This is a genomic window from Streptomyces sp. NPDC021115, assembly GCF_044333065.1.
Taxonomy (GTDB): domain Bacteria; phylum Actinomycetota; class Actinomycetes; order Streptomycetales; family Streptomycetaceae; genus Streptomyces.
Window position 1 is genome coordinate 51,712 of sequence record NZ_JBIRQF010000015.1, and the last position, 23,282, is coordinate 74,993.

General features: G+C 70.3%; 17 protein-coding genes. 3 read left to right on the forward strand and 14 right to left on the reverse strand.

Annotated features, from left to right (window positions below; genetic code table 11):
- Window positions 1-9: 9 nt before the first annotated feature.
- The 5 genes from ACH4TL_RS33580 to ACH4TL_RS33600 all read right to left on the reverse strand — a co-directional run bounded on the left by ACH4TL_RS33580 (window position 10) and on the right by ACH4TL_RS33600 (window position 6,542).
- Window positions 10-1,608 (reverse strand): cytochrome bc complex cytochrome b subunit, encoded by a 1,599-nt coding sequence (locus ACH4TL_RS33580; protein ID WP_398323962.1) that lies wholly within the window; start codon window positions 1,606-1,608, stop codon window positions 10-12.
- Between the two features lie 139 nt (window positions 1,609-1,747).
- Window positions 1,748-3,154: a glycoside hydrolase family 1 protein gene (locus ACH4TL_RS33585; RefSeq protein ID WP_398323960.1), complete on the reverse strand. Its 1,407-nt coding sequence runs from the start codon at window positions 3,152-3,154 to the stop codon at window positions 1,748-1,750.
- A 94-nt stretch (window positions 3,155-3,248) separates the two neighbouring features.
- The gene (locus tag ACH4TL_RS33590; protein WP_398323958.1) at window positions 3,249-4,163 is read right to left on the reverse strand and encodes a carbohydrate ABC transporter permease; all 915 of its coding nucleotides are present in this window, start codon (window positions 4,161-4,163) and stop codon (window positions 3,249-3,251) included.
- Between the two features lie 17 nt (window positions 4,164-4,180).
- Complete coding sequence (locus tag ACH4TL_RS33595) at window positions 4,181-5,200, reverse strand: carbohydrate ABC transporter permease (RefSeq protein ID WP_398323956.1); 1,020 nt, start codon at window positions 5,198-5,200, stop codon at window positions 4,181-4,183.
- Window positions 5,201-5,207: 7 nt separating this feature from the next.
- Window positions 5,208-6,542 (reverse strand): ABC transporter substrate-binding protein, encoded by a 1,335-nt coding sequence (locus ACH4TL_RS33600; protein ID WP_398323954.1) that lies wholly within the window; start codon window positions 6,540-6,542, stop codon window positions 5,208-5,210.
- Between the two features lie 276 nt (window positions 6,543-6,818).
- Here ACH4TL_RS33600 and ACH4TL_RS33605 point away from each other — a divergent pair, with 276 nt between their 5' ends.
- Window positions 6,819-7,865 carry a LacI family DNA-binding transcriptional regulator gene (locus tag ACH4TL_RS33605; protein ID WP_398323952.1) on the forward strand — a complete coding sequence of 349 codons (1,047 nt, stop codon included), beginning with the start codon at window positions 6,819-6,821 and terminating at the stop codon, window positions 7,863-7,865.
- A 92-nt stretch (window positions 7,866-7,957) separates the two neighbouring features.
- Here the strand turns inward: ACH4TL_RS33605 and ACH4TL_RS33610 are convergent, their stop codons facing one another.
- Window positions 7,958-9,376, reverse strand: coding sequence for a glycoside hydrolase family 6 protein (locus ACH4TL_RS33610; protein ID WP_398323950.1), 1,419 nt, complete (start codon window positions 9,374-9,376; stop codon window positions 7,958-7,960).
- Complete coding sequence (locus ACH4TL_RS33615; protein ID WP_398323948.1) at window positions 9,373-10,869, reverse strand: cellulose binding domain-containing protein; 1,497 nt, start codon at window positions 10,867-10,869, stop codon at window positions 9,373-9,375. The genes ACH4TL_RS33610 and ACH4TL_RS33615 overlap by 4 nt, the downstream gene beginning before the upstream one ends.
- Window positions 10,870-11,164: 295 nt before the next feature.
- Between ACH4TL_RS33615 and ACH4TL_RS33620 the strand changes: the two genes are divergently transcribed.
- Window positions 11,165-14,056 (forward strand): glycoside hydrolase family 48 protein, encoded by a 2,892-nt coding sequence (locus ACH4TL_RS33620; protein WP_398323945.1) that lies wholly within the window; start codon window positions 11,165-11,167, stop codon window positions 14,054-14,056.
- Window positions 14,057-14,059: 3 nt separating this feature from the next.
- On the opposite strand, the gene ACH4TL_RS33625 is transcribed toward ACH4TL_RS33620, so the two are convergent.
- The 5 genes from ACH4TL_RS33625 to ACH4TL_RS33645 form a co-directional block, all read right to left on the reverse strand.
- The gene (locus tag ACH4TL_RS33625) at window positions 14,060-15,043 is read right to left on the reverse strand and encodes a glycosyltransferase family 2 protein (RefSeq protein WP_398323943.1); all 984 of its coding nucleotides are present in this window, start codon (window positions 15,041-15,043) and stop codon (window positions 14,060-14,062) included.
- Window positions 15,040-15,366: a hypothetical protein gene (locus tag ACH4TL_RS33630; protein ID WP_398323941.1), complete on the reverse strand. Its 327-nt coding sequence runs from the start codon at window positions 15,364-15,366 to the stop codon at window positions 15,040-15,042. Before ACH4TL_RS33630 ends, ACH4TL_RS33625 begins: the two co-directional genes overlap by 4 nt.
- A 91-nt stretch (window positions 15,367-15,457) precedes the next feature.
- Entirely contained in the window at window positions 15,458-17,869 is a 2,412-nt protein-coding gene (locus ACH4TL_RS33635) for a glycosyltransferase (protein ID WP_398323939.1), read from the reverse strand.
- A gap of 30 nt (window positions 17,870-17,899) precedes the next feature.
- Entirely contained in the window at window positions 17,900-19,309 is a 1,410-nt protein-coding gene (locus ACH4TL_RS33640; protein ID WP_398323937.1) for a hypothetical protein, read from the reverse strand.
- A 105-nt stretch (window positions 19,310-19,414) separates the two neighbouring features.
- On the reverse strand, window positions 19,415-20,956 hold the full coding sequence (locus ACH4TL_RS33645) for a N,N-dimethylformamidase beta subunit family domain-containing protein (RefSeq protein ID WP_398323936.1): 1,542 nt from the start codon (window positions 20,954-20,956) through the stop codon (window positions 19,415-19,417).
- A gap of 99 nt (window positions 20,957-21,055) precedes the next feature.
- Between ACH4TL_RS33645 and ACH4TL_RS33650 the strand changes: the two genes are divergently transcribed.
- Complete coding sequence (locus ACH4TL_RS33650) at window positions 21,056-21,328, forward strand: hypothetical protein (protein WP_398323933.1); 273 nt, start codon at window positions 21,056-21,058, stop codon at window positions 21,326-21,328.
- Here ACH4TL_RS33650 and ACH4TL_RS33655 read toward each other — a convergent pair.
- Together ACH4TL_RS33655 and ACH4TL_RS33660 are read right to left on the reverse strand one after the other, a co-directional pair.
- A complete protein-coding gene (locus ACH4TL_RS33655) occupies window positions 21,273-22,703 on the reverse strand; it encodes an MFS transporter (protein ID WP_398323931.1) in 1,431 nt (476 codons plus the stop codon). The genes ACH4TL_RS33650 and ACH4TL_RS33655 overlap by 56 nt on opposite strands.
- Window positions 22,700-23,272, reverse strand: coding sequence for a TetR/AcrR family transcriptional regulator (locus ACH4TL_RS33660; protein ID WP_398323929.1), 573 nt, complete (start codon window positions 23,270-23,272; stop codon window positions 22,700-22,702). The genes ACH4TL_RS33655 and ACH4TL_RS33660 overlap by 4 nt, the downstream gene beginning before the upstream one ends.
- Between the last annotated feature and the right edge of the window lie 10 nt (window positions 23,273-23,282).

The window sequence follows — 23,282 nt, forward strand, 5'->3', positions numbered from 1 at the left end:
GCTGACCTCCTAGTGCTGTCGGCTCTCCTGGTGCTCCCGGTACTCCTCGGCCGTCGGCTTGGCGATCTGGCCGCCCTCGCCGAAGTAGAAGCGGGACAGCCGGGCCCGCAGCCGCACCGAGCGGGACAGCTTCCGTTCGACTCCTTCCCCGTCCACCGCCGGTGGCAGCTCCAGGGGCTCGTACTGCTCGTACGACGTCAGCGTGTACCGCTCGCCCTGTGACAGCTGCTCGTGCAGCTCGATGTACTCGCCGTGCGGCAGCCGCTGGAGCGTGCCGGTCTCGCGGCCGTGCAGCACCTTGTCCCGGTCGCGCCGCTGGAGGCCGAGACAGACCCGACGGGTGATGGCGAACACCACGACCGGTACGAGGAAGAAGCCGATCCGGCCGGCCCAGGTGATCGCGTTGATCGAGAGATGGAAGTGGGTCGCGAAGAGGTCGTTGCCGCCGCCGATCAGCAGGACCGTGTACAGGCCGATCCAGGCGGCGCCGAAGGCGGTGCGGGTGGGGGCGTTGCGCGGGCGCTGGTTCAGATGGTGTTCCCGCTTGTCGCCGGTGATCCATGCTTCGAGGAACGGATAGAGCCAGATGGCGAGCAGCACCATCGGGAAGACGATCAAGGGGATGAAGATGCCGAGGACCAGGGTGTGGCCCCACAGGTTGATCTCCCAGCCCGGCATCAGCCGGATCAGCCCCTCGGAGTAGCCCATGTACCAGTCGGGCTGGGCGTCGGTGGACACCTGGTCGGGCCGGTAGGGGCCGTACATCCAGATCGGATTGATCTGGGCGATGCCCGCCATCAGGGTGGTGATGCCGAAGACGAGGAAGAAGAATCCCCCGGATTTGGCGACATAGACCGGCCACAGCGGCGGACCCACGATATTCATGTTCCTCTTGCCGGGCCCGGGGTGATGGGTGTGCTTGTGATAGACGAGCAGGATCATATGGACGGCCAGCAGGCCGAGCATGATACCGGGAATGAGCAGCACATGGAGGGTGAAGAGCCGGGAGACGATGATGGTCCCGGGGAATTGCCCGCCGAAGAAGAAGAACGACAGATACGTGCCGACGATCGGCACTGACAGCATCGCGCCCTCCATGAAGCGCAGCCCGGTGCCGGACAGCAGGTCATCGGGGAGCGAATAGCCCATGAAGCCGTCGAACATGCCGAGAATCAGCAGTCCGGCACCGGAGAGCCAGTTGATTTCGCGCGGCTTGCGGAAGACGCCGTTGAAGAACGTGCGCATCATATGGGCGATCATGCTCGCGATGAAGAGCACGGCCGCCCAGTGGTGGATCTGCCGGATCAGCAGGCCGCCGCGCACATCGAAGGTGATGTCCATCGTGGACTCGAACGCCTGGGACATGCGGATGCCGCTCAGCGGCGTGTAGCTGCCGTGGTAGACCACCTCGTTCATGGCGGGCTCGAAGAACAAGGTGAGATAGACGCCCGTCAGAATGATGATGACGAACGTGTACAGGGCGATCTCGCCGATCAGGAAGGACCAGTGGTCGGGGAAGACCTTCCGCAGATTGGCCTTGGCCATCTTGAAGAGGCCGACCCGCCCGTCGAACCACCCGGCCAGTGTCTCGCCCTTTGGTTTGCTCATATCTCATGCATTTACCAGCACCGTCCGCCGTCCGCCCCGTCGGCCGGGCGTGTGGCCCACGCGGTAATCCATTCGGGGGAAACAGACGGGAAAGCGCGGCTCCGCCCGCCCCCCAGGCCGGGCGGAGCCGCAGTCCGGATTACGCGTCCGGCAACTCACCGGTGCGCGCGACGTCCGCGTACCAGAGGGCGCTGGACTTGGGGACGCGGGCCTGCGTTGGATAGTCGACGTAGACGGCGCCGAAGCGCTTGCTGTAGCCGTACGCCCATTCGAAGTTGTCCATCAGCGACCACAGGAAATAGCCGCGCAGATCGGCGCCGTCCGCGATGGCCCGGTGGGCGGTGGCCAGGTGGGCGCGCAGATACTCGATCCGCTCCGGGTCGTGCACCCGGCCGTCCGCGTCCGGCTTGTCGTCGTACGCGGCGCCGTTCTCGGTGATGTACAGCGGCACCCCCGGCGCCTCCCGGGTGTAGCGCATCAGCAGGTCGTACAGCCCGGTCGGGTCGACGGTCCAGCCCATCTCGGTGCGCTCGCCCGGCGTCTGGTGGAAGGCGACCCGCTCGGAGCCCGGCCAGGGGGAGTGGGTGCTGGCCCCGTGGCCGTCGTGGCGGGCGGGCCGGTCCCCGTTGTCGGTGGCGGCTGATACCAAGGAGGGCGTGTAGTAGTTGATGCCGAGGGCGTCGAGGGGGTGCTTGATGACGGCCAGGTCGCCATCGCGGACGAAGGACCAGTCGGTGATGGCCGCCGTGTCCTCGATGAGGTCGCTCGGATACGCGCCGCGCAGCAGCGGCCCGCTGAACACCCGGTTGGCCAGCGCGTCGATACGGCGCTGAGCGTCCAGGTCCGCGGGGTCCTGGGTGAGCGGGCGGACCACGGCCGGGTTGAGGCTGATGGCGATCTGGGCGCGGGCCGGGAGGGCGGCCCGCAGCGCCTGGGCGCCGAGGCCATGGGCCAGGTTGAGGTGGTGGGCGGCGCGCAGCGGGGCCAGCCGCTCGGTGCGGCCCGGGGCGTGCACCCCGGAGCCGTAGCCGAGGAAGGCGCTGCACCACGGCTCGTTGAGGGTGGTCCAGTACTCGACGCGGTCGCCCAGCGCCTCCGCGACGATCCCGGCGTACTCGGCGAACCGCTCGGCCGTCTCGCGTTCCGGCCAGCCTCCAGTGTTCTCCAGCTCCTGGGGGAGGTCCCAGTGGTAGAGGGTCAGCACCGGCTGGATCCCGGCGGACAGCAGCTCGTCCACGAGGCCGCGGTAGAAGTCGAGACCGCGCTGCACGGCGGGTCCGCGGCCGGTGGGCTGGACGCGTGACCAGGAGACCGAGAAGCGGTAGGCCGCCAGGTTGAGGTCGGCCATGAGCCGGATGTCCTCGCGGAAGCGGTGGTAGTGGTCGACCGCGACATCGCCCGTGTCGCCGCCGAGCACCTTGCCGGGGGTGTGGCTGAAGGTGTCCCAGATGGACGGGGTGCGGCCGTCCTCCTGCGCGGCGCCCTCGACCTGATAGGCGGCCGCGGCCGCGCCCCACAGGAATCCGGGCGGGAAGGAAAGGGTCATGGAAGCGCTCCCATTCGAGGTCATGGTGCGGGGAGGAACGGGGGAGAGGGAGGCGATGGCGGTGCGCGGGGCGCGGGCGGTGCGGGCGGACGTCTCAGCCCTTGACCGCGCCCTGCATGATGCCTCCCACGATCTGCTTGCCGAAGAGCACGAACGCGATCAGCAGCGGCAGGGTGCCGAGCAGTGCACCCGCCATGATCAGTGATTGATCGGGGGTGTACCCACGGCTCAGACCGGTCAACGCCACCTGCATGGTCGGGTTCCCGTTCTGCGTGAGCGCGATGAACGGCCAGAAGAAGTCGTTCCACGACTGGACGAAGGTGAGCATTCCCAGCACCGCCATCGCCGGACGCGCGGCCGGGAAGACGATGTGCCAGATGATCCGCAAGCTGCTCGCGCCGTCCATCCGCGCCGCCTCGATCAGCTCGGTCGGCAGTGCCTGCGAGAGGTACTGCCGCATGAAGAAGACCCCGAAGGCACTGACGAGCGTCGGCACGATGACCGCCTGGAGCTGGTCGGTCCACTCCAGCTTGGCCACCATCATGTACAGCGGCACCACGCTGAGCTGGGGCGGCACCATCATCGTCCCGATGGTGAGCATCAGCAGGATGTTCTTGAAGCGGAAGCGCAGCTTGGCGAAGGCGAAGCCCGCGATGGTCGAGAACAGCACGGTCGACGCCGCGACCGTGCCCGCCACCACCGTCGTGTTGAGCAGCGCGGTGCCCATGTTGGCGCCGTTCCACGCCTTGTCCAGGTTGTTGAAGAGGTTGCTGCCGAACCACAGGGGAGGGGGTGTCTGGGCCAGCCGGGTGTTGGTGCGGGAGGCGGCGATGGCGGTCCACACCAGGGGGAAGAGCGAGCCGACGGTGAGCAGGATCAGCACGGCGTAGGTGATCTTGCCTGCGTGCAGCTGCCTGCCCGCTCGGCCGCGGCCCCTTCCGCCCCCCGCAGCGGTGCGCGCGGGAGCTGCCGGATCGAGTGTCTGCCGGGAAGAGACAGTGGCGCTCATGGTTCTCCTCGTCTCCCTCACTGGCTCTTCCGCAGCCGTCGCGCGAACAGCGCGTTGGCCGCGGCGATCAGCAGCAGGATCAGGAACATCGTCCAGGCGATGGCGGAGGCGCGGCCCAGGTGCAGGTTCACCCAGCCCTGCTCGTACATGTACAGGCCGAGGGTCTGGTACTGGTGATCGGCGCCGCCGGTGGCCGTTCCGGCGGTGTTGAACAGCAGCGGCTCACCGAAGAGCTGGGTGGCCCCGATCGTGGAGACGACGACCGTGAAGAGGATGGTGGGCCGCAGCGACGGGACGGTGACATGCAGGAACTGCTCCCAGCGCGACGCCCCGTCCAGTGCCGCCGACTCGTACAGATCGTTCGGCACGGCCTGCATGGCGGCCAGGTAGATCAGCGTGTTGTAGCCGGTCCACCGCCAGATGACGACCGTGGAGACCGCGATCTGCGAGGTCCAGGTGCCGTTCTGCCAGTCGATGCCGTCCAGTCCGACCAGTCCCAGGGACCAGTTGACCATGCCGTAGTCACGCCCGAAGAGCAGCGCGAACACCAGCGTGGCGGCAGCGACGGAGGTGGCGTACGGGGTGAGGATCGCCACCCGGAAGAACATCGAGGCGCGCAGCCGGTAGTTGAGAAGATGCGCGATCCCGAGGGCCATCAGCAGCTGGGGAACGGTGGAGATCACCCCGATGGTGAAGGTGTTCCGCAGTGCTTTCCAGAAGAACTCGTCCTCCCACAGCCTGGAGTAGTTGTGCCACCCCGCCCACTCCATGTGGGTGGGGTCGGTGAGTTCCACTTGGTGCAGCGAGGCCCACCCCGTGTAGAGCAGGGGGAAGAGGCCGAAGGCGGCGAAGAAGACGAAGAAGGGGGCGACGAAGGCGTACGGGCTCCATCGCACATCCCGGCGGTAGCGGCGGCTGCGCCGGTCGCGACGCCGCTGCTCGGCCGGGTCGGGCGCGGTAGCGGCGCGCGGGGCCGCGCCCCCCTGCCCTGCGGGGGGCGCGGCTGTATCAGGGGTGAAACCGGAAGGTGCGGTCATGTCCGGGTCACTGGTCCAGCGCGTTGTCGTTCGTCTTGATCGCGGCCTGCCAGCCTTCCTCGGCGGACTTGCCCTGCTGCTCGACCTGGAGCAGGCCGACATCGGTGAAGTTCTGCTTGATGACGGCGTCCTTCGGTCCCAGGACCTGCGTCGGGCTCTTCTTGGCCGCCTCGGAGAAGATCTTGCCGATGGGCGCGTTGTCGAAGTACGGGAGCTTGGCGTCGGCCACCTGGGGAAGGTCGTACGCGGCCTGGGCGCTGGGGAAGCTCGCCTGCTTCTCGAAGAGCTTGGCCTGCTGCTCGGGCGCGGTCAGCCAGGTGGCGAGCTTGACCGCCTCGTCCTTGTTCTTCGCCGCCTGCGGCACCGAGAGGAAGGAACCGCCCCAGTTGGCGGGCTTGGGGGCGGCGGCGACGTCCCACTTGCCCTTGTACTTGTTCCCGGCGTACTCCTTGATCTGGCCGAGCATCCAGGCCGGGCAGGAGACGGTGGCGAACTTGCCGTTGGCGAGCGCCTGCTGCCAGGGCTTGGTGAACTCCTGGAGCTTCGCGGAAAGTTTCGACGCGGACGCGTCGGTCGCCAGCTTCCACGCCTTCTTGACGGCCGGGCTGTCCTTGTAGATGGGCTTCCCGCTCTTGTCGTAATAGACCTCCGAACCGCCGGAGACCGCCGCGTTGAACAGTCCGCCGGCCGAGTCCAGGAACGCGGCTCCGCCCGGCGCCTTCTTCGCGAAGTCCTTGCCGGTGTCGAGGTACTTCTGCCAGTCGCCCGCCCAGAGCTTGGAGACCGCCTCCCGGTCGGCCGGGAGCCCGGCCTGCTGGAAGAGGTCCTTGCGGTAGCAGATCGCCATCGGGCCCACGTCCGTGCCGAGGCCGATCGTCTTCCCGTCCTTGGCGGTGGCCTGCGCCCACTTCCAGTCGAGGAAGTTTTCCTTCTTGACGCCGTCCGCCTTCGAAAGATCAACGAACTTGGCGGCCTGGGTGGTGGTGACCTCATTGATGTTGCCCACCTCGACCGCCTGGATGTCGGCGAGTCCACTGCCCGAGCCGAGATGGGTGAGCAGCTGCGGGTAGTAGTTCGAGGCCGGGTCGATCACGTTCTCTTCGATCTTGATGCCCGGGTGCTGCTTCATGTACTCGTCATAGAGTCCGGCCTGCTTGAAGCCCATGACGCCGTACGTGCCGACGGTCACGAGCGTCTTGCCCTTGCTGTCTCCGCCGCCGGACTTGGTGTCGCTGTCACTGTCGCCGTCGTCGGCGCAGCCGCTGAGCACTCCGGCCCCTAACGCGGCGATGGCAGCGAGGGCCACCGCTCTGCTGCGGTACGTACCAGTGGTCCTGCGCATTCCGTCCTCCTAGCGCCCTGACGTACCGCTCCCGGCCAAAAAGGGGGAATCCATGGGACTTTGAGATGCATCGGCACGGGCGGGCAGTGTGCGGGTTGTGTATGACTCAGGTACTGTGGGAGCGCTCCCAGGTTGATGTGTTGAAGGGTCGCGGCTCCTCGCTGGGGTGTCAAGGGACAGAGCGGAACAACTTCCGGAAACCACACTGCTGTTGAATGTCCACCGCAGCCGCCCGGATGGGGTGGATCTGCTGGGTACGGAGGCTGGAGGCGCGAGATGGCAGGAACCCGGCGGCATGGTGCGGGGCGCGGCAGGCCCACCCTCGAGGAGGTCGCGGCCCGCGCCGGCGTCGGCCGCGGCACCGTCTCCCGGGTGATCAACGGCTCGCCGAGGGTCAGCGACCGCACCCGTACGGCCGTCGAGCAGGCCGTCGCCGAACTCGGCTACGTGCCCAACCGGGTGGCCCGCGCGCTGGCGGCCAACCGGGCCGACGCCGTCGCCCTGGTCATACCCGAGCCCGAGACCCGGCTCTTCGCCGAGCCGTACTTCTCGGACATCATCCGCGGCGTCGGCGCCGAGCTGGCCGACACCGACCTCCAGCTGCTGCTGACCCTCATCCGCACCCCCAAGGAGCGCCAGCGCTTCGCCGAATACCTCTCCGCGCACCGGGTGGACGGCGTGCTGCTGGTGTCCGTCCACGCGGACGACCCGCTTCCGGACCTGCTGGAGCGCATCGAGATGCCCGCGGTGCTCAGCGGGCGCCGCTCGGCGCACGAGTCGGTGCCGTACGTCGACTCGGACAACACCGGCGGCGCGCAGTCCGCCGTGGAGCACCTCATCGGGCGCGGCCGCACCACCGTCGCCACCATCACCGGCCCGCTGGACATGTACGTCGCCCAGTGCCGTCTGGACGGCTACCGCGCCGCGGTCCGGGCGGCGGGCCGGGAGCCGGAACCGGAGCTGGTGGCGTCCGCCGACTTCACCGAGGAGGGCGGCCGCCGGGCGATGCGCCAGCTGCTGGAGCTGCGGCCCCACCTCGACGCGGTCTTCGCGGCCTCCGACGTGATGGCCGCCGGCGCCCGCCAGGTGCTGCGCGAGTCCGGGCGGCGGGTCCCGGAGGACGTCGCGCTGGTCGGCTTCGAGGACTCCGCCGTCGCCCGCCACATGGACCCGCCGCTCACCAGCGTCCGGCAGGCCACCGAGGAGATGGGCCGGGCGATGGTGCGGGTGCTGCTGGAGGAGATCGAAGGTCCCTCCGAGCGCCCCTCCAAGCGCCCGCAGGTGGTGCTGCCGACCCAGCTGGTGCGCCGCGGGTCGTCGTGAAGGCGTAAGTGCGTGAACGCGTAAGGGCGGGAACGCGAAGGGGCCGGCGGACCGCTGGATGCGGCCCACCGGCCCCGCCGGGGGACGGCCTGTTACAGCGCCGGGTAGGCGTTCCGCAGCAGCTGCTGGAACTGGGCCGAGAACCAGTGGCCCGACAGCGGCGCGTTCGCGAGCGCGCCGGACATGTTGTTGCCGTTGCGCGCGTTGCCGGTGTACGTCGGGTCGCACATCCGGTCGAAGCCCTTGCCCTCGTCGTTCGGGATCGAGGAGCTGGAGCCGTCGGACTCGCCCGGGGGCTTCATCCACACGTACGCGTCGATACCGGCGGCGGGCGATGCCTTGGGCCGCTCACCGAGCCCGGCTCCGGACTGGTTGCACCAGTTGCCGATGTGGATGCGGCGGTCGTAGCGGCCGCCGTTGACGTACGTGTCGACATCGGACTTGGCGCCGGGTCCTGACGGGCGGGCGGAGCCGCCCCAGCCGTTGCGGGAGGTGTCGATGAGCGCGCCGATGTTGGACGGGAAGCCGACGTTCACCAGCTCCTGCCGGAACGCCTGGGCGAAGGACAGCTCGTCGACGTAGCGGTTCCAGTCCACCCACTTGGACTGGCGGACCGAGGTGCCGTTGATGTTGTCGTTGATGGTGAAGTTGTTTTCCTTCAGAGCGCTGTAGTTGGCGGTGTTGACGATGATGCCGCTCACCTTGTCGACCGTGCTGCCCTCGGCGGTCGCGGCCTGCTTGAGGACCTGGGCGGTGGCGTTGAAGTTGTCGTCCCAGCCGATCCAGCCGTGGTGCCCGGCGTCCACGTAGTTGTAGACGTTGCCGATGGCGCCCAGCTTGTTGAGCGCGTAGCCGACGCCCTTCACATAGTTGCCGTTGGCCTTCATGGTGTCGCACTGCGGGGTGGCGGTCGGGCGGCCGCTGGTGTTGGTCACCAGGTTCGGCAGCGAGTCGATCTCGATCGTGGTGACGATCCGCAGATTGGAGTTGGCGTACTTCGACTCGCCCAGGATCGACGCGATCGGGTCGATGAACTGCGTCTTGTACTTGTCGATCTCCGTCGGGCCCAGTTCGCCGTTGGAGGCCAGCGCCGCGCAGTCGCGTCCCGGCAGGTCGTAGATGACGAGCTGGACGACGGTGGGGCTGCCGCCCGACTGCTGGAGGGCGGTGTCCAGGTGGGCGCGCAGGCCGCGGGCGCCGGAGGTGCCGTTGATCGCGGCGATGCGGTCCAGCCAGACGCCGGTCGGCTGGTTGGAGATCTTGGAGCCACCGGATTCGGCGGAGGCCTTCGCCGACCAGTCGGGGTTGACGTACACCTTGGCGCCCGCGTACGGGTTGTCGACCTTCGCGGCGGCCTTGGCTGCCCCGTCGGCCTGGGCCGAAGCGGTGCCCGCGAGCGAGCCGACGGTCAGGGCGGTGGCGGCCAGCAGCGCGCCGCCCGCTAACGCGGCCGCGCGGGTGCGGGTGCCGGGCCTGCGGGGGTGTGGGGGAGGTGAGGTGATGCGGCTCATGACAGTCCTTTCAGGTGATCGCGGAGTCCGATGCCGAAGGGGGTCGGTGTGCCGTTGAAATCGCTGATGAGGGACGGTCCTGAGGAGCAGTCCCAGGTGTTCCAGGTCCAGCCGAGGTACGAGGCGCGCTTGGCGTCCAGCCAGGCCATGACGCGGTCGATGTAACCGTGTGAGCAGGTGTTCTCGCCGATCTCGCCCGCCACGAACGGCACTCGGGCGATCACCGGGGCCAGCTGTTCGTCGAAGCAGCTCTCGCTGGAGCAGGTGTTGAAGTTGTACGTGTGCCAGGCGGCGGCGAGGTTGCCCGCCGGGTCGCTCGGTTTGTACGTCAGCCACTGGCGCATGTCGTTGGAGTACGCGAGCCCGCCGAGCAGGATCACGTTCTGGGCGCCCGCGGTCCGTATCGCGGTGACCAGGCTCTGCATCCCGGCGACCTGGTAGTCGATGCCGGGGCAGCTGCCGCCGTCCCGCCAGCACTTCCACGCCGCCGTCAGGTCCGAGGTGGCGCGGTCCGGGAACGGCTCGTTGAACAGGTCGAAGACGACGGCCTGATCGCCCTTGAAGGTCTGGGCGACCGAGGACCAGAACGCCGGGGTGTACTGGGCGTCCGGCATCGGCTTCTGGCAGGTGGCGTACTCGGTGTCCGGGCAGTGGTTGTCGCCACCGGTGTACTTGCCGTGGCTCCAGTGGAGTTCGAGGATCGGAGTGAGGCCGTTGGCCTTGAGACGGGCCACGAACTCCTTGACCGCGTTGATGTAGTTGGCGCCGCGGTAGGCGGAGTCGATGTGCGAAAGCCCGAGCCAGCACTCCTCGTTCAGGGGCACCCGGACCGCGTTCGCCTTCCATCCGGCGATGGCCTTGACCGACGCGTCGTCCACCGGTCCGTCGAAGATGCCCCGTCCCTGGACGCACATGAACTCGCCGCCCGAGCGGTTGACGCCCAGCAGCCGCCGGGTGGCTCCCTTCTCGTCCACGAACGTGTTGCCCGAGACGCGCAGCTTCGGCGGGGTGCCGCCCTGGCCCGGTGGGGGGTCGGTCGGGTCGGTGGGGTCCGTCGGATCCGTCGGTCCTGAGCCGCCGTCGCACGCCACGCCGTTGAGCTTGAAGCCGCCGGGCGCCGGGTTGGACCCGGACCAGGAGGCGGTGAACCCGGCGCTGACGCTGCCGCCCGCCGCGATCTTCCCGTTCCAGGAGGCGTTGACCGCGGTCACCGTCGTACCGGACTGCGACCAGCTGGCGTTCCACCCCTGGGCCACCTTCTGTCCGGCGGGGAAGTCGAAGGTGAGGGTCCAGCGGTCGAGCGCGGTCCCGTTGTTGGTGATCGTGACGTTGCCCTGGAAGCCGGTGTCCCACTGGTTGGCGGTGTACGCCACGGTGCACGCCGCGGCGGACGCGCCGGGCGTCGTGGGCGCCGCGGCGGCGGTGCCCGCCATACCCGCGAGGGTGAGCGACACGGCGGCCGCCAAGGCGTAAAGGCGCGGTGGTGCTCGCATGGAGCGACTCCTCGGGTCCGCGCGCCGTCCCGACGGCGCTGACTGCTGGAACCGCTCCCACTGGTAGAGCTGACCGTAGCGCCAGCGGCGTACATGTCAACAGAGGCGTTCACAGATTTATCGGTCGAAGACGTTCGACCGGCCCATCTTGTTCAAAGACTTGACACTTCCTCAGATGGAACGGACGCTTGGGAGCGCTCCCACTGGTTCGCACTCCCCTCTCATTTCCGAACCCGCGTGGAGGACTCCCATGCGCGTACAGCGAGGCTCACCCTTGTCAGGAGCGCGTCGGCGGATGAGACGGCTGGTGACCGCGCTGGCCGCAGCCCTCTCGCTGCCTGTGGCCATGACCGCCGCCGGCGGAGCCACCCCCGCCCATGCCGCCGCCGTGCAGTGCAACGTCGACTACAAGACCAACGACTGGGGCTCCGGCTTCACCGCCGATCTCACCATCTCCAACCCCGGCACCGAGGCCATCAACGGCTGGACGCTCACCTACGACTACGCGGGCAACCAGAAGCTCGGCAACGGCTGGAACGGCACCTGGTCGCAGTCCGGCAAGACCGTCACGGTCAAGAACGCCGCCCACAACGCGAACATCGCGGCCGGTGGCAACGTCACCACCGGCGCCCAGTTCAGCTACAGCGGCACCAACACCGCGCCCACCGCCTTCGCCGTCAACGGCGTCGCCTGCCGCGGCGCCCACCAGCCGCCGATCACGGTCCTCACCAGCCCCACCCCGGGCGCCGTCTACACCACGGGCGGCACCGTCCCGATGGCGGCCACCGCCGCGGCCGCCGACGGCGCGAGCATCACCAAGGTCGAGTTCTACAGCGACACCAAGCTGCTCGGCACCGACACCACCTCTCCGTACACCTTCGACTACACGGATGCCCCGGCGGGCGACCTGTCGCTGTACGCCAAGGCGTACGACAGCCAGGGCGCCGCCGCGGAGTCGTCCCCCGTCGGCATCCATGTCGCCGCAGGGCCCACGCTGGTCGCCAGCCCCACCCAGCTCGGGGTCGAGCAGGGCAAGACCGGCACCTTCGGCCTGCGGCTGTCCACCAAGCCGTCCGCCAACGTCACGGTCACGGTGGCCCGCACCTCCGGCAACACGGGCCTGACCATTTCCTCCGGCGGCAGCCTCACCTTCACCCCCGCCAACTGGAACACCGCCCAGCAGGTGACGGTTGCGGCCGCCGACTCCGGCACCGGCTCCGCGACCTTCACCGCGACCGCCGCCGGTCACACCAAGGCCGAGGTCACCGTCACCCAGCTGGCCGCGGCGAAGACGTACGACGCCCGCTTCCTTGAGCTGTACAACAAGATCACCGCTCCCTCGGCGGGCTACTTCTCGCCCGAGGGCATCCCGTACCACTCGGTGGAGACCCTGATCGTCGAGGCCCCCGACCAGGGCCATGAGACGACCTCCGAGGCGTACAGCTATCTGATCTGGCTCCAGGCGATGTACGGCAAGGTCACCGGCGACTGGGCCAAGTTCAACGCCGCGTGGGACACCATGGAGAAGTACATGATCCCCACCCACGCCGACCAGCCGACCAACAGCTTCTACAACGCCTCCAAGCCCGCCACCTACGCGCCCGAGTGGGACCAGCCCTCGCAGTACCCGTCGAAGCTCGACGGCAACGTGCCGGTCGGCCAGGACCCCATCGCGTCCGAGCTGAAGAGCGCGTACGGCACCGACGACATCTACGGGATGCACTGGATCCAGGACGTCGACAACACCTACGGCTACGGCAACGCGCCCGGCAAGTGCGAGGCGGGTCCTTCCGACACCGGCCCGTCCTACGTCAACACCTTCCAGCGCGGCCCGCAGGAGTCCGTCTGGGAGACCGTGACCCAGCCGACCTGCGACAGCTTCAAGTACGGCGGCAAGAACGGCTATCTGGACCTGTTCACCGGTGACGCCTCCTACTCCAAGCAGTGGAAGTTCACCAACGCCCCCGATGCCGACGCCCGCGTCGTCCAGGCCGCCTACTGGGCCTCGGAGTGGGCCAAGGCGCAGGGCAAGGGGAGCCAGATCTCCGGCAACATCGCCAAGGCCGCCAAGATGGGCGACTACCTGCGCTACGCGATGTACGACAAGTACTTCAAGAAGGTCGGCAACTGCGTCGGCGAGACCACCTGCGCGGCGGGCAGCGGCAAGAACAGCTCCAGCTATCTGCTCTCCTGGTACTACGCCTGGGGCGGCGCCACCGACACCTCCGCCGGATGGGCCTGGCGCATCGGCTCCTCCCACGCCCACGGCGGCTACCAGAACCCCATGGCGGCCTGGGCCCTGAGCTCCTACGCCGACCTCAAGCCCAAGTCCTCGACCGGCGCGAGCGACTGGTCCACCAGCCTCAAGCGGCAGCTGGAGTTCTACCGGTGGCTCCAGTCCAGCGAGGGCGCCATCGCCGGCGGTGCCACCAACAGCTGGCAGGGCCGCTACGCCACCCCGCCCGCGGGCAAGTCCACCTTCTACGGCATGTACTACGACGAGGCGCCGGTCTACCACGACCCGCCGTCCAACCAGTGGTTCGGCTTCCAGGCGTGGTCCATGGAGCGCGTCGCCGAGTACTACAACCGCACCGGTGACGCCTCGGCCAAGGCCGTCCTCGACAAGTGGGTCACCTGGGCGCTGTCCAAGACCACCATCAACCCCGACGGCACCTACCAGTTCCCGTCCACCCTCCAGTGGTCCGGCCAGCCCGACACCTGGAACGCATCCAGCCCCGGCGCCAACACGGGCCTGCACGTCACCGTCGCCGACTACACCAACGACGTGGGCGTGGCCGCCGCGTACGCCAAGACGCTGTCGTACTACGCGGCCAAGTCGGGCCACACCGCCGCCAAGAACACCGCCAAGGCGCTGCTCGACGGCATGTGGGACCACTACCAGGACGCGCTGGGCATCGCGGTGCCCGAGTCCCGCGCCGACTACAACCGCTTCGACGACCCGGTCTACGTCCCCAGCGGCTGGACCGGCACCATGCCCAACGGCGACAAGATCGACTCCAGCTCGACCTTCCTGTCGATCCGCTCCTTCTACAAGAACGACCCGGCCTGGTCCAAGGTCGAGGCGTATCTGAAGGGCGGCGCCGTGCCGAGCTTCACCTACCACCGCTTCTGGGCCCAGGCGGACATCGCGCTCGCGATGGGCTCGTACGCGGAGCTCTTCGAGTAGCGCCTACGGCACCGTGGCGGGGCTCCCGGGAACGGGGGCCCCGTCACCGTGCCCGGCCAGTGCGGCCTCCAGCCGCTGGATGTAGCGGTGCTGGAGGCGGGCGGTGCGCTGGAGCGACAGCACCGCCCGCAGGAAGCCGTCCATGTCGGCGGCCCGGGTGAGGATGTCGTCCGGCAGCCGCTCGTCGGCCTGGCCCCGGGATTCGAGCACCGCGTGCGCCCAGGCGCGGGTGATCGGCTTGAACATCCCCGGGTGGTTGGCCACGATCCGCGCCCGCACCGCCAGGTCGTTCTCGGCCGCCTCCACGTGCAGTCCGTCGTCCTTGTTGCGCGCGCCGAACAGCGGTTCGTGGAGGTGGCGGGCGGTGAAGCCGCGCTCGGCGCACGCGATCCAGAAGTCCCAGTCCTCGCCGGTGCGCATGGACTCGTCGTAGCCGCCGACCGTCTCCCACACCTCGCGGCGGTAGAGCGAGCAGTAGAACATGATCAGTCGCTGGAGGAGCAGCTCCGGTCGGTACGCGGGCAGCTCCAGCACCTGCGCGGGCAGATCCTCGTCATCGGTGAACGCCGAGACATCGGTGGAGGCGATCGCGACGTCCGGATGCTGGTCCAGCACGGCGACGGTCTTCTCCAGCATCGTCGGCGCGATCAGGTCGTCGGCGTCCAGCGGCAGTACGTAGCGCCCACCGGTGGCCGCGATTCCGGCGTTACGGGCGGCCGAGACCCCCGCGTTGGCCTGCCGCAGCAGATGGATCCGCCGATCGGGATGACGGGCGATCAGCGACCGTGCCACCTCCGCGGTGTCGTCCGGACTGCCGTCGTCCACGATCATCAGCTCCCAGTCGTCGTACGTCTGGGCCACCACGCTGGCCACGGCCTGCGGCAGATAGCGGCCGTAGCCGTGGCAGGGGATCACCACCGAGACCGCGGCCCCCGGGAGATCCGCCTCCCGGGGACCGCTGCCCGCGTCGGCCGTGGACGGCGTCATCGGTCTCCGAAGGGGTTGGCGCCCGGCATCGACCCGCCCTCGACGGCGATGTTGGCGCACTGCCCGCCGGTGATCGGGACGACGACCACATTGCCGCTGCTGCTGGCGCTGGAGTCACAGTGGTTCTTCTGCACCACGCTCTTCCCGCCGCCGAAGATGCGCGCGAAGTCGAGGCAGTCGCCGCCGGCGCAGGGGGTGAGCTGCCGGATGCCGTTGCCGGGAGGGACGGGAGCCGCGGGAGCGAGCGCGGTGGCGTCGGCGCCGCCGAAGGCGACCGCACCCGCGGTCGCCGTCACCAGGGCAGCCGTTTTACCGATGTTCATCAATAGCCTCCTCGTGGACTCTCCGCGGGGACACCCGCGGGCATCTGTTCAACGAGCCCGGAGGGGCGGGGCTTCGGAAGCGCGTGCGACGTCACCTGTACGGAGCAGCGAACTCTGCTTCCGGCAGCGGATGGACCAGCTCCAGCGTGGGCAGCGCCCAGCACTCCGTCCCCATGTCGTGGGCGAGCGCCGCCAGCCCCTCGGTCTCGATGAGCCGCCGGTACGGAACGGCAGGGAACACCAGGCCGTCGCGGTGCAGATCGGCGCGGACCAGCAGCCCCGCACCGCCGACGGAGTCCACCCGCACCCGCTCCCGATCGCGCAGCTCGTCCAGGTAGGTGCGCCCGAAGCCCCTGGGCGGCTGAAGGATTCCGTCCCGCAGCCACCGGTCCCAGTCCAGGCTCTCGGCGTCGGGGGCCAGGGCCCAGGTGTTGAGGTCGAAGGTGGGCCCGCCCGGCTCGGAGACGCAGTGGGGGACGACGATGTCCCCGTCCGCGTCGAGCAGCCGCCGGATGAGGTCGGGCGGACAGCCGGTCACATCGGCGTCCAGCCACAGGACCCACTCCTCGTCGGCGAGCGCCCGCGCGAGCAGCTGGTTGCGGGCCCGGGCCAGCACCGACCGCCGCAGGCGCTGGACGGGGGGCTCCCAGCGCGGCCCGGCCAGCCGCAGCCCGTAGTGCCGCCGTACGAGGGTGACGCGGGCGAACTCGGCGGTGAGCGCGGGCAGCGCGTCCTCCAGCAGCTCCCAGGTGCCGTCCCGGCTGTCGCCTTCGAGCAGCCCGAGCGACAGCGCGTCCCGGGGATGGTCCAGGGCCCGCAGGTTCTCCAGGTGGCGGGGGAGGAAGGCGGCCGCGTCCTTGACCGGGGTGAGGATCAGGACGGTGGGCGGCTCGGCCGGGACGGACGGCCGGGGCCGGGCCCGGGGGACCACCGTTTCCTCGCACGGCACCGGACTCTCCACTTCCGGCTCCGCTTCGTGCTGCGGCTCGTGCTCCGCGTGCACCAGGTCCGCAGGGGCCACCGGCAGCCGGGCCGCCAGCGCGCGCACCGCGGGCGCGTAGTCACCGCCCGTCCAGAGCTGCGTCGCCGCGTCGAAGAGGGCCGCGAAGTGCGGTGCGTCGAAGGTGTTGTCGCCGTGGTGGACGTACGTGTACAGCTCGGGCGCGTCCACGGACACCACCCGTCCCGTCCGCACCACCTGCTCCGCGACCGGGGTGTCCTCGCCGCGCCTCAGCGCCGGATAGCGCGGCAGCACCTCCTTCGCGCACACCATGGACCCCTCCCACACCCGCGTCCCCGAGACGGCGAGCATCCGGCGCGCGGGCCACCACAGCCGCTCCCGGGCCAGGAAGCACGCCGTGGCCCCGAGCGCCAGGATCGCGGCCATCTGGACGTCCAGCCGCTCCGGGTCGTACAGGTCGTCGTCGTCCCACTGGCACACGTAACGCCCGGAGGCCAGGTCGGCCGCGGTGTTCCGCAGATCGCCCAGCCGTCCGCCCTCCGGCGGCAGCCGGTGCAGCCGTACCCGGGGATCGGCGAGGGCGCGGATGTGCCGTTCGAGGGTGTCGTCCGTGCCGTCGTCCACGACGATCAGCTCGGTCCGTGGGTAGGTCTGGGCGCGGAAGCAGCGGATCGCCCGTTCGGCGAGACGCGGCCGGTCCTTGGTGACCATCAGGCAGGAAACCAGCGGTGCGGGCGCGCCCTCGGCCCACCGGGCGCGCTGCGCGTCGAGGTCCAGCGTGCCGCGCGCACACGGCCGCAGGTCCTGGCTGGTCCAGAAGGGGACCGCGCGTCCGTCCGAGGGGCGGGGCGTGAAGGCCGCGTCGTGCGCCCAGCTGCCGGACCAGTGGTGCACGGCGTGTGCCCGCTCCAGATCCACAGCTCTCGGCCCGAACGCCTCCGTGGCGTACGGGCTCGGCTTCGGGTACAGGACCTCAGGGCCGAGGACCGTGAACGTGGCGTCGCGCGGGGCGCCGCCGAGCGCGCGCGTGAGGAAGAACGGCCCGGTCGCGTCCAGCGGGCCGGGCGCGGTGTGGGCGCCGACCAGCTCGCGGTGGACGTGCGCCCAGAGGGGATGGCCGGGCCGGGAGGCGATGAACGCGTTGCCGACCACCCGCGGCAGCCCGGCGCGGCGCGCGCACAGCAGCCGGGAGTGCTCCTCGGGTTCGCGGCCGAGGACCAGTTCGCGGCCTTCGAGCAGACCGTCCAGCGGGCGCAGGGCCTCGAAGTCGAGGTCGGCGTAGACCCCGCCGAAGTGGTCGAGCAGGAAGTACCGGATCGCGTCGGCTCGCATGATCGGCTCGGGATAGCCGTCGTAGACCGGCAGGAACCAGGGGTATCGCGCGGCGAGGAAGGCGCGGTTGTCGGCGTCCGTCCACAGCCGGTAGTCCCACCGTGGATGGTGGCGGCGCCAGGACTCGGCCCAGCGCCGCCACCGGGCGGGTACGTCCGCGTCTCTCCAGGTCTGGTGGATGACGCGCGGAATTCCCCTTTGCTCAGGCATTCGCCCAGTATGTCCGAGAGGTGGTGCCGATCAGCCCAGCGAGGACAACGGCACCGAGAACAGCACCCGTTCGGGCACCACTCGGTCCTCCCAGCCGCTGGACGCCGGGTCCTGCCACTTCCCGGATCCGTCGGCGGCCCATTCGGTGACCGACCACACCGTCTTCGTCTGCCACCACAGCGACATGGACTCCGAGTGCTTGGCCCAGCACGCGATGGCCGGGCTCGTGCCCGAACAGCTCGTCGAGGTCGCCCCGTTCGCGTTCTGCCGCCACATGATGCCGTGCTGCCCAGGCCCGCCGCGCGCGCTGGGCACGTACCAGGTGTTCTGGTACGACAGCGCCCCCTGGACGCCGACCGCCTTGGTCTCGTACGCGTCCGCGGCCGCGGCCTTCTTCGAGCCGTTCACCACCAGCGGCATGTCGTTGGTCACCGGCGCGAGGTCGTAGCGGAACAGCCGCGCGGGTTCGGTGCCGCCCGAGGAGAACCATTCGTTCGCGACGATGCGGTTCGGGCTGTCGGAGCGGTCCAGCGAGATGGAGGCGAAGCAGGGGATGGCGTCGTCGTTCGCCGACGAGCACTTCCCGTTCAGGCTGTACGAGCCGATGGCGGGCATCACGTACTGGTAGCCGTGCGCCGAGTACCCGCCGTCGACCTTGCCGATCTCGTGGCCGTTCTTCGTGGCCTGGAGGATGTGCTTCATCGAGAAGACGAACATCGCGTTGTTGTGCGCGTCGCCGTTGGACGCGGTGACGATCAGCTTGTCCCCGTACCAGACCATCCCGCCCAGGTGGGAGCCCAGCTTCGCGAAGTTCGCGCCGCCCTCGGTCGGCACCGCTAGCAGCACCCAGCGGTACTTCAGGTGTGCCGGGTCGCCTGCGTCGATGAAGGCGACCCGGGCGAGGGCCTTGTCCTCGTCCGGCTCGGAGGGGAACTCCTCGTTGAGGTGGTCGTTGTGCGTCCAGCCGGACAAGATCACCTTGTTGGTGCCCCAGACGCCGTCGTCGTCCGCGTCCCCGGACGAGGTGACGGACTGCGGGAGCCACTGCTGCGTGAGCGCGTCGCCGTCGTCGAAGCAGTACGCCGATGCGGCCTGCGGCTTGATCGGCAGCGCGGCCTTCTCCGAGGCGCGGCACCCCGAATCGGTCCTGGTCATGGGGTGGTTGGCGCTGTTCAGCACCGTCTCCACGCCGACGTTGGGCAGCCGCGAGTCCAGCTCGGCGATGGTGGTCGGCGACACCGTGTTCTCGGTGAGCGTGAGCTTCGCCAGCTCCGACGAGGCGGTGAGCTGTTTCAGCCCGCCGGGGTTGTCGGCCACGGCGGCTTGCGACGCCGCGCCCGTGAACAGCGTCGCACCGGCGGCGACCACCGCCGCGACGGCCGTCGGCCAGGCCATCCGGCGGCGTAACGTGCCGCGCCGGGTCTTCTCTGATCTCCGCATGGGAGCCTCCCGTTTCGTATCAGGCCGAGGGCACCGCCCTCACCCGTCGACCTGATCTTCGGCCCTTTCCCGGCCGTGCGGAAGGTCCGCGCCTTCTGGCGATCGTCACGCCGGGGCCGACGCGCGGTACACGCTGCGCACGTTGTCCTTCGGACGCGGCTGGGTCCTACCCGAAGGCCCCGCCGCGAAGGCGCGCAGCAGGTTCTCGGTGGTGCGGGTGACGAAGGCCCGGGTGCGGTCGTCCATGCCGTGGTCGCGGCCGTTCTCCCGGGTCCCCGCCATCAGCGCCTCGACCCAGCGCATCGTCCCGGAGGCGAAGACTCCGGCGCCGCTCTCCACGGTGTAGTACGCGGAGTCGGAGTGGCTGTGCCTGCCCTTGCAGACCAGAGGGGAGTGGGCGATGATCTCCAGCGGCTCGGGCGTGGGGTCGCCCGGGGTGACCCGGTCGTACTCCACCCCCACCAGGTGGTCGTAGGCGGCGCCGCGTTCCGCTCCCGTCCCCTTGAACAGCCAGTGGCCGCTCTCCAGGACGACATAGGGCGCGTCCGTCGGATAGCCCTCGTACATGACGCCGATCAGCGACGACTCGGGGTCGGCGGCCGGGGGCAGCCGGAAGTCGGTGGTCGCCATGTCGCGGCGGTGGCCGACCAGATAGGGATCGTCGCGGTAGGCGGTCTTGTAGCAGACCACCGTGCGCGCGGGCACTCCGCCCGGCCCCGGTCCGAGCCTGATCCGGCGGAAGCAGGCGTTCGCGCCGAGGAAGGCCAGATTTGTTCCGGCGTCCCGGGCCCGCGTGACGTGCTCCCGCTGCTCCGGCGTCCAGTACTCGTCATGGCCGAGCGACAGCGCGGCCGTCGCACCGTCGAGCGCGGACGGGTCCAGGGCGACGTCCACCCCGGTGGTGTACGCGAGCGGAATCCCCAGCCGCTCGGCGAGCACCACCGCCGCCCGCTCGTACACCAGGAACTTCTCGGCCCCGTTGCCCGCGTAGGGCCGGTTGAAGCTGACCGCCAGCGAACGCGTCCCGTACGAGCCGTCCGCCCCCTGGTAGAGGCTGTACCCGCCCCAGGTGTTGTACGCCTGCCACGTCGCCACCGCGTGCATCAGCACCGTACGGCCGCGCGCCGTGCGGGAGCGCAGGACGATCGGCACGTAGCGCTGATGGCCGTCCTCCGCGTCCAGCCGCAGCAGGTACGCGCCCTCGGGCCAGTTGGCCGTGGCGACGCGGAGCGAGCGCTCCCAGCCCGCCTGTATCGTCCGGGTCGCGGCGCTCAGCTCCGGAGCGCCCTGCCGCACCCCGCGGACCCGCTCCGACCGCCACACCAGCCGCGCCTGCGCCCCGCCGTACCAGCCGACCCGGTACGCCGAGACCCGGAAGCCCGGCGCGGTCGTCGACACGTACAGCCCGAACTCCTCGCCCGGCAGCACGCTCACCCGGTCCGCGTACCCCTGGACGGCGGCGGCCGGACCCACCGACCGGAGGCGCCAGTCCGGGCTGCCGGGCAGCGCCCGCTCGGCCGCCTCACGTGCCCGGCGGGACGCCCGCGACGTGGGCTCGGGGCGTTTGCCCCGGTCCGCGTCGCAACTCGCCACCGTGGCCGCTCCGGCGGCCCCGGCGGCGACTCCGAGGAAGCGCCTGCGGTCCACGGCCCCATCGTCCGGTGCCCCCCATCGGCGGGCGAGCCGGAGTCGCCCGTCCGGGGCCTCCGGGGTGCGCGGGCGCCGGGCGGGCCGCAGCGTGGAACCATGACCGAGAGCGAGAGCCCGCGCGTCACCCGGCCGACGATGGTGGTGCTCGGCGTCCAGCACGGCAATCCCCCCTACCGTCTGGTGGAGGTCGCGGGGGAACTGGTCGGCAAGGCGCACTCGGTCCTGGACATCATCGAGATCGCCCGCCAGCTCGGTCTCGAGGACATCGACCTGGACGACCCGGACGTGGTCCGCTGGGTCGGCGGCGACAAGTTCACCTGGACCCCCTGGTGGCCCCGCCACCCACCGAAGCCCGAGCCGCACGCCTGAGGGCGTCGCCACCTGTCCCGGACGGTTCACGGGCGGGCAGGGCGACGGTGAGCAGCGCGCCCAGCGCCGCGACCGCCGCGAGGACGGCCAGCGCGGGCCCCATCGCGGAGGCGAAGGTCCCGCCGCCCGGCAGCCGCAGCAGCATCGTCGCGGCGGCCACCCCCAGCGTCGGCCCGATGTTCATCGCGGTCTGCTGGAGCCCGCCCGCCACCCCCGCGTGCTCCAGCGACGCGTGACGCACGATGACGGCCGTCGCGGTGACCATCACGGTGCCGAAACCGGCCCCCATCGCGAAGAAGCAGCCGCCGATCTCCGGGGCGGTCGCCGCCCGGTCGAGCCGGGAGAAGAGCACGATGCCGAGCGCCACGAGGACCATCCCCGCGCCCGCCGTACGCCGCGCCCCGTACCGGCGCAGCAGGACCGCCGCGACCGGCGCGCCCAGCACCATCGTCGCGGCCAGCGGCAGCACCCGCAGCCCGCTCTGCAGCGGATCCAGCGCGAGGACGTCCTGGAGGAAGTACGTGCCGACGAACAGCGCCCCGAACAGCGCCGCCGACGCCGTCACCAGCACCCCGAGCGCCGAGGCGACCGTCGCCGAGCGCAGCACACCGGGCGGCACCAGCGGGTCCGGCGTACGGCGCCCGTGCCGTACGAACGCGCCCCCGGCCGCCGCCACGGCGAGGAACCCGAGCGCGGTGGCCGCCGTCCAGCCGGTCTCCGGTATCCCGGCGAGCGTACGCACCAGGCACACCAGGGCCAGCGCCAGCAGACAGGCGCCCGGCAGGTCCAGCGCCACGCCGGTGCGCGGCCCGTCCTCGGGGACGCGTACCAGGAGTGCCAGCACGCCCACCGCGACCGCGGGGGCCACACCCAGGAAGAAGACCGACCGCCAGCCGAACTGCGCGGCCAGCGCCCCGCCCACGATCGGCCCGGCGGCCGCCGCCACCCCGATGGCGCTGGTACGCAGCGCGATCGGCATCCCGAGCCGGTCGCGCGGATACGCGGCGCGCAGCATCCCCAGGGTGGCGGGCTGCAGCAGCGCGCCGAACACGCCCTGGACGACCCGCAGTCCGATCACCCAGCCGACGCCGGGCGCCACCCCGATCCCCGCCGACGCGGCGGCGAAGCCGAGCGTGCCGACCGCGAACACCCGCCTGTGGCCGTACCGGTCGCCGAGCCGCCCGGCGAACACCAGCAGGCTGGCGACGGCGATGAGATAGCCCGTACTGGTCCACTGGACCTGCACGAAGGAGGCGTGGAGATCGCGCTGGAGGGCGGGCTGGACGACGGTCAGCACGGTGCCGTCGAGGGCGACGATCACGGCGCCGGTGACGCTGCCGATGAGCGTCAGCCGCTGCCGGTGCCGCGTCTTCACGCCGCCCCCAGATGGGCGTCAAGAGCCGCCCGCAGCAATGGTTCGACATCCTCCGTACCGGTCGCGAGCTGGAGGCTGCCCCACTGCCGCAGCTGCGCGATGCCGTGCAGGTTGGCCCACAGGGCCCCCGCGACGACGCCCGCGTCGGCCTCGGGACGCACCCGGCGTACCAGCCCCACCAGCACCTCGAACAGCGGCAGACTGCTCTCCCGCAGCCCCAGCCGGTTGCTCTCCAGCAGGTCGTGACGGAACATCAGCTCGAACATGCCGCGGTTGGTCCGCGCGAACTCCAGATACACCCGCCCCAGCGCCACCACCTGCTCCCGGGGCCCCCGCTGCCCGTCCCCGACCGCCGCCCCGGCCTCCCGGGCCAGCGCGTCGAAGCCGCGCCGTGCGATGGCCGAGAGCAGCGACAGATGCGTCGGGAAGTAGCGCCGCGGGGCCCCGTGCGAGACCCCGGCCCGGCGCGCGATCTCGCGCAGCGACAGGGCCGATACGCCCTCGCGGTCCACCAACTCGACGCCCACGTCGACCAGTCGGGCGCGCAGTCCCGTGTCCTCATCACCCATAGACACTGTC

Excerpts from the sequence above, each read along its gene's own strand:
- ACH4TL_RS33580 (WP_398323962.1), bottom strand. The coding sequence starts at position 1,608 with ATGAGCAAACCAAAGGGCGAGACACTGGCCGGGTGGTTCGACGGGCGG.
- ACH4TL_RS33660 (WP_398323929.1), bottom strand. The coding sequence starts at position 23,272 with ATGGGTGATGAGGACACGGGACTGCGCGCCCGACTGGTCGACGTGGGC.
- ACH4TL_RS33640 (WP_398323937.1), bottom strand. The coding sequence starts at position 19,309 with ATGCGGAGATCAGAGAAGACCCGGCGCGGCACGTTACGCCGCCGGATG.
- ACH4TL_RS33625 (WP_398323943.1), bottom strand. The coding sequence starts at position 15,043 with ATGACGCCGTCCACGGCCGACGCGGGCAGCGGTCCCCGGGAGGCGGAT.
- ACH4TL_RS33610 (WP_398323950.1), bottom strand. The coding sequence starts at position 9,376 with ATGAGCCGCATCACCTCACCTCCCCCACACCCCCGCAGGCCCGGCACC.
- ACH4TL_RS33620 (WP_398323945.1), top strand. The coding sequence starts at position 11,165 with ATGAGACGGCTGGTGACCGCGCTGGCCGCAGCCCTCTCGCTGCCTGTG.
- ACH4TL_RS33590 (WP_398323958.1), bottom strand. The coding sequence starts at position 4,163 with ATGAGCGCCACTGTCTCTTCCCGGCAGACACTCGATCCGGCAGCTCCC.
- ACH4TL_RS33605 (WP_398323952.1), top strand. The coding sequence starts at position 6,819 with ATGGCAGGAACCCGGCGGCATGGTGCGGGGCGCGGCAGGCCCACCCTC.
- ACH4TL_RS33595 (WP_398323956.1), bottom strand. The coding sequence starts at position 5,200 with ATGACCGCACCTTCCGGTTTCACCCCTGATACAGCCGCGCCCCCCGCA.
- ACH4TL_RS33650 (WP_398323933.1), top strand. The coding sequence starts at position 21,056 with ATGACCGAGAGCGAGAGCCCGCGCGTCACCCGGCCGACGATGGTGGTG.
- ACH4TL_RS33635 (WP_398323939.1), bottom strand. The coding sequence starts at position 17,869 with ATGCCTGAGCAAAGGGGAATTCCGCGCGTCATCCACCAGACCTGGAGA.
- ACH4TL_RS33585 (WP_398323960.1), bottom strand. The coding sequence starts at position 3,154 with ATGACCCTTTCCTTCCCGCCCGGATTCCTGTGGGGCGCGGCCGCGGCC.
- ACH4TL_RS33630 (WP_398323941.1), bottom strand. The coding sequence starts at position 15,366 with ATGAACATCGGTAAAACGGCTGCCCTGGTGACGGCGACCGCGGGTGCG.
- ACH4TL_RS33615 (WP_398323948.1), bottom strand. The coding sequence starts at position 10,869 with ATGCGAGCACCACCGCGCCTTTACGCCTTGGCGGCCGCCGTGTCGCTC.
- ACH4TL_RS33600 (WP_398323954.1), bottom strand. The coding sequence starts at position 6,542 with ATGCGCAGGACCACTGGTACGTACCGCAGCAGAGCGGTGGCCCTCGCT.